Source organism: Mesorhizobium sp. M7A.F.Ca.CA.002.05.1.1, assembly GCF_003998335.1.
GTDB lineage: Bacteria > Pseudomonadota > Alphaproteobacteria > Rhizobiales > Rhizobiaceae > Mesorhizobium.
This window is the reverse complement of sequence record NZ_RZQI01000524.1, coordinates 1-4,296: the sequence shown is the minus strand read 5'-3', so window position 1 is coordinate 4,296 and position 4,296 is coordinate 1. Positions and strand designations below refer to the sequence as shown.

Below are 4,296 nucleotides of genomic sequence, written 5' to 3'. Positions count from 1 at the left end.
GCCGATCGGGTGACGGGTTTCCTCGATCGGATCGATCCGGAAAAGCGTGAAAATTGAGTCTTTCCAACTTGTATATGCATGTATGTATTTTAGCCTTGACATCCGCTCCCGCTGACGCTGAAATATCCTCGCACTTCACCATGAAGTGGCAGGTAAGACGCCGAGGCACAGTGCCGCAAGAGCAGAAACCCGCAGTCTCACCAGACCGGCTGCCTGGGTTAGAAAAAGCGGTCTGATCATCAAGGGGAACAAAGATGATGCGTAACCTAACAGGACAATTTCGCGCGCTCGTGATGGCCGCCGCCATCGGGCTGGCCGCCGCCCCGGCAGCCTACGCAGCCGATGCGGCCATTCCCACCACGCCCGAGGCAGGAGCGTTCAAGATCGGGATCGAGCCCTGGCTCGGCTATGGCCAATGGCATGTCGCCGAGGCCAAGGGCCTGTTCAAGACGAACGGGCTGAGCGACGTCCAGATCGTTAATTTCGCCGAGGACAAGGACATCAATGCAGCACTTGCAAGCGGCCAGCTCGACGCCGCCAACATCGCCACCCACACGGCGATGGGCATGGTCGCGGCCGGCCTTCCGGTGAAGATCGTGCTGCTGCTCGACGTCTCCATGACCGCCGACGCCATCATCGCCGGCAAGGACGTCACCTCCATCGCGGACCTCAAGGGCAAGCAGGTGGCCTTCGAGGAAGGCACGACGAGCGACATTCTGCTCAAATACGCGCTCGCCAGGAACGGCATGTCGATCGACGATGTCAAGCCGGTTCCGATGCCGGCGTCCGACGCCGGCAGCGCCTTGATCGCCGGCCAGGTGCCGGTCGCGGTGACCTATGAACCGTACCTCACCGTCGCCATGGCGCAGAACAAGGACCTCAAGCTGCTGTTCACCGCCGGCGAGGATCCCGGCCTGATCAGCGACGTGCTGGTGGTGCGTGACGAGGTGATCAAGTCGCGGCCCGGCCAGGTGCTGGCCATGATCAAGAGCTGGGACGCGGCGCTCAAGGACTACAATGCCGACACGCCCGGTGGACGCGCCATCATCGCCAAGGCCGTCGGTTCGGACGTCAAGGACCTCAACACCGCCTTTGACGGCGTACGCTACTACTCACTCGCCGAAAACAAGACGGCGCTGACAGGCGACTTCACCACCAAGACCTTCGCCGATGTCGAAGCCGCCGCCAAGAACGCCAAGCTGCTGCAGGCCGATGTGACGCCGGAGCAGATGATCGACCCGGCCTTCGTCAAGGCAGCGGAATGACGAAGGCCGGATCGCGGTGGTGACACAGATGCCCCGGGAGCGACCGGCGGCAGGACCGGTCACGAAACCGGCGAGGCGCCGCCGATCCTCCGGGATCGGCGTGCCCATCGCCAGGTCGCGCTTCCTGATCATCGCGGTGGCCGTGTTCGTCGGGCTCGGCCTTGCCTGGTGGGCGGCGACCGGACTGGGGTTGGTAAAGCCGATCTTCCTGCCGTCGCCGGGCAGCGTAGCTATGCAGATCGCCAAGCTCGCCGCCGACGGCACGTTGTGGCTGGACCTCAAAGCCTCGATGTATCGTATCTCCATCGGCTTCCTCATCGCCTCGGCCCTGTCGATACCGATCGGCGTGCTGATCGGCAGTTTCCGGTCCTGGGAAGCGGCCATCGAGCCGCTGGTGGATTTCATCCGCTACATGCCGGTCGTCGCTTTCGTGCCGCTCTCCATCCTGTGGGCGGGCACCGGAGATTCGCAGAAATTCCTGATCATCTTCATCGGCACCTTCTTCCAGCAGGTGCTGATGATCATGGACAATGTGAAACGGGTTCCAGCCGATTTCATTGGCCTTGGGCGTACACTCGGCTTGCCGGATCGCAAGATCCTGACGCGCATCGTCGTTCCCAGCGCCTTGCCGGGCATCTGGGATACGCTGCGCATCAGCCTGGGCTGGGCATGGACCTGGCTGGTGCTGGCCGAACTTGTCGCCGCGACTTCGGGGCTCGGCTATCGCATCACCGTGTCGCAGCGCTATTTCCAGACAAACACGATCATCGGCTACATCCTGCTGCTCGGCCTGCTCGGCCTCATCACCGACCAGGTGATGAAGGCGCTGGAAAAGGTGCTGTTCAAGCAAGAGGGCCGCTCGCAATGAGGTCCAGCCGATGAGCCCCCCCAAACTGCGGATCGCCGGTCTCCACAAGAGCTTCGGCACCGGCGAGCGGCGCACGGAAGTGCTGCGCGACATCAATCTCGATCTTGCCGACAACGAGTTTGTCTCCCTGGTCGGCACGTCGGGCTGCGGCAAGAGCACGCTGCTGTCGATCGTGGCCGGACTGCAGGACTTCGACGCCGGCGATCTCAGCATCGATGGCGCGCCGATCCTGCAGCCGGGTCTCGACCGTGGCGTCGTCTTCCAGTCCTACACGCTGCTTCCCTGGCTGACGGCGCGGCAGAACATCGAATTTGCCCTCAAGGCCGCCGGTTACGATCGCCCGACCTGCCGCAGGATCGCGCTGGAGCATCTCGAACTCGTCAAGCTGTCCGACAGCGCCGACCGCTATCCGGCCGAACTCTCGGGCGGCATGAAACAGCGCGTCGCCATTGCGCGCGCGCTTTCCTACCGGCCCAAGATGCTGTTGATGGACGAGCCATTCGGCGCGCTCGATGCCTTGACCCGGCATCAGATGCAGGAACTGCTGACCCAGATCTGGGAGGAACACAGGTTGACCGTCCTGTTTGTCACTCATGATGTGGAGGAGGCCGTCTATCTGTCGGACCGCATCGTCGTCATGGGGATCGGCCCGGGACGCATCACGCAGACCTTCAACGTCGATATCGAGCGCCCGCGCCGCGAAGAGGTGATGGAAAGCCCTGCATTCATGGATCTGCAGCGCGGCGTGCACAAGGCCATCCGCGAGGGTTCAAAACGCCCCGAAATGGCGTAGGCGCCTGTGGTAGGCCCAATCACGTCGCCTTGCCGACCGCCGCATCCAACTCCAGCTCGCCTTCCGAAATGTCGTCGAACGAGGCGTAGTTCATGTTGTAGAGGCGGGCGTAGAGGCCTTTTCGGCCCATCAATTGGTCGTGGTTGCCGCTTTCGACGATCTCGCCGTTCTGCAGCACGATGATGCGGTCGGCGCCGCGGATGGTGGCAAGACGGTGGGCGATGACCAGCCCGGTGCGGCCTTCCAGCAGGGTGATCAGCGCCTTCTGGATCAGCATCTCGGTGTAGGAATCGATGCTGGCCGTGGCTTCGTCGAGCACCAGGATCTTGGCGTCGGCCACCAGTGCACGCGCAAAGCTGATCAGCTGGCGCTGGCCGAGCGAGAGATTGCCGCCGCGCTGCTCGAGTTCGGTATCGTAGCCATCGGGCAGGTTCTCGATGAAATCGTGCGCGCCGACGGCTTGTGCGGCGCGCACCACCTCCTCGCGGCTGGCTGATGTCTTGTGGTAGCGGATGTTTTCCAGCACCGAGCCGGAGAACAGGAACGGCTCCTGCAGCACCATCGCCACCTGATCGCCGAGCGAATCCTGGGTCAGGTCACGCACATCATGGCCGCCGACCAGAACCTCGCCCGACCAGACATCGTAAAAGCGGTGCACCAGCGCCATAGAGCTGGACTTGCCCGATCCGGTAGGGCCGACAAGGGCCACGGTCTCGCCCGGATTGACGCGAAAGGAGATGTTCTTCAGCACCGGCTGGTTCGGCCTATAGCCGAAGGTGACGTTCCTGAACTCGACCGAGCCGTCCATGTCGCGCGACAGCGTCACCGCGCCTTGCCTGTCGCTGACGTCGACCGGCACGTCGAGCACTTCGGAGATGCGCTGGCCCGAAGCCATGGCGCGCTGCATGACGCTGTATTGCATGGTCAGCGAGCGGATCGGGTCGAAGAAGCGCTGGATGTAGAACAGGAACGCCACCATGACGCCGATGTCGAGGCTGTGCGACAGCACCATCGAACCGCCGACGACGATGACGGTCGCCATGGCGATGCCGGTCAGCGTGTCGACGATCGGCACCATCACCTGCGCGTATTTCGCCGAGGTCAGATGGGCATTGAGATTGGCCAGCACCTTCTCGTCATAGAGGTCGAAATTGACGTGCTGGCGCTCCAGGCTCTGCACCGTGCGCACGCCATGGATGCCTTCGGCCAGCGCGCCATTGGCGATCGAGTTGGTTTCGTGCGCGGCCATGAAGGCGACCTTGGCGCGCGGCAGCCAGAACAGGCGCACGATGAACAGCACCGGCATGGTCGACAGCGTCAGCAGGCCGAGCCGGAAATCCAGCCACAAAAGCACGCTGACGATGCCGAAC

The 4,296-nt window shown here is 63.0% G+C and carries 4 protein-coding genes; 3 read left to right on the top strand and 1 reads right to left on the bottom strand.

Features of this window, described 5'->3' with window-relative positions; all coding sequences use genetic code 11:
- The first annotated feature begins 257 nt into the window (after positions 1-257).
- The 3 genes from EN939_RS23070 (at position 258) to EN939_RS23060 (ending at position 2,926) form a co-directional block, all read left to right on the top strand.
- A complete protein-coding gene (locus tag EN939_RS23070) occupies positions 258-1,265 on the top strand; it encodes an ABC transporter substrate-binding protein (protein WP_127269923.1) in 1,008 nt (335 codons plus the stop codon).
- A gap of 100 nt (positions 1,266-1,365) precedes the next feature.
- Entirely contained in the window at positions 1,366-2,133 is a 768-nt protein-coding gene (locus tag EN939_RS23065) for an ABC transporter permease (RefSeq protein WP_127384037.1), read from the top strand.
- Positions 2,134-2,143: 10 nt separating this feature from the next.
- Entirely contained in the window at positions 2,144-2,926 is a 783-nt protein-coding gene (locus EN939_RS23060) for an ABC transporter ATP-binding protein (RefSeq protein ID WP_127269920.1), read from the top strand.
- 19 nt (positions 2,927-2,945) lie between these two features.
- Here the strand turns inward: EN939_RS23060 and EN939_RS23055 are convergent.
- Positions 2,946-4,296: ABC transporter ATP-binding protein (locus EN939_RS23055; protein ID WP_164751156.1), on the bottom strand; the 1,351-nt coding region annotated here is incomplete at its 5' end.

Bases quoted from the DNA above. Each gene is read 5' to 3' on its own strand.
- EN939_RS23070 (WP_127269923.1), top strand. From the start codon at position 258: ATGCGTAACCTAACAGGACAATTTCGCGCGCTCGTGATGGCCGCCGCC.
- EN939_RS23060 (WP_127269920.1), top strand. From the start codon at position 2,144: ATGAGCCCCCCCAAACTGCGGATCGCCGGTCTCCACAAGAGCTTCGGC.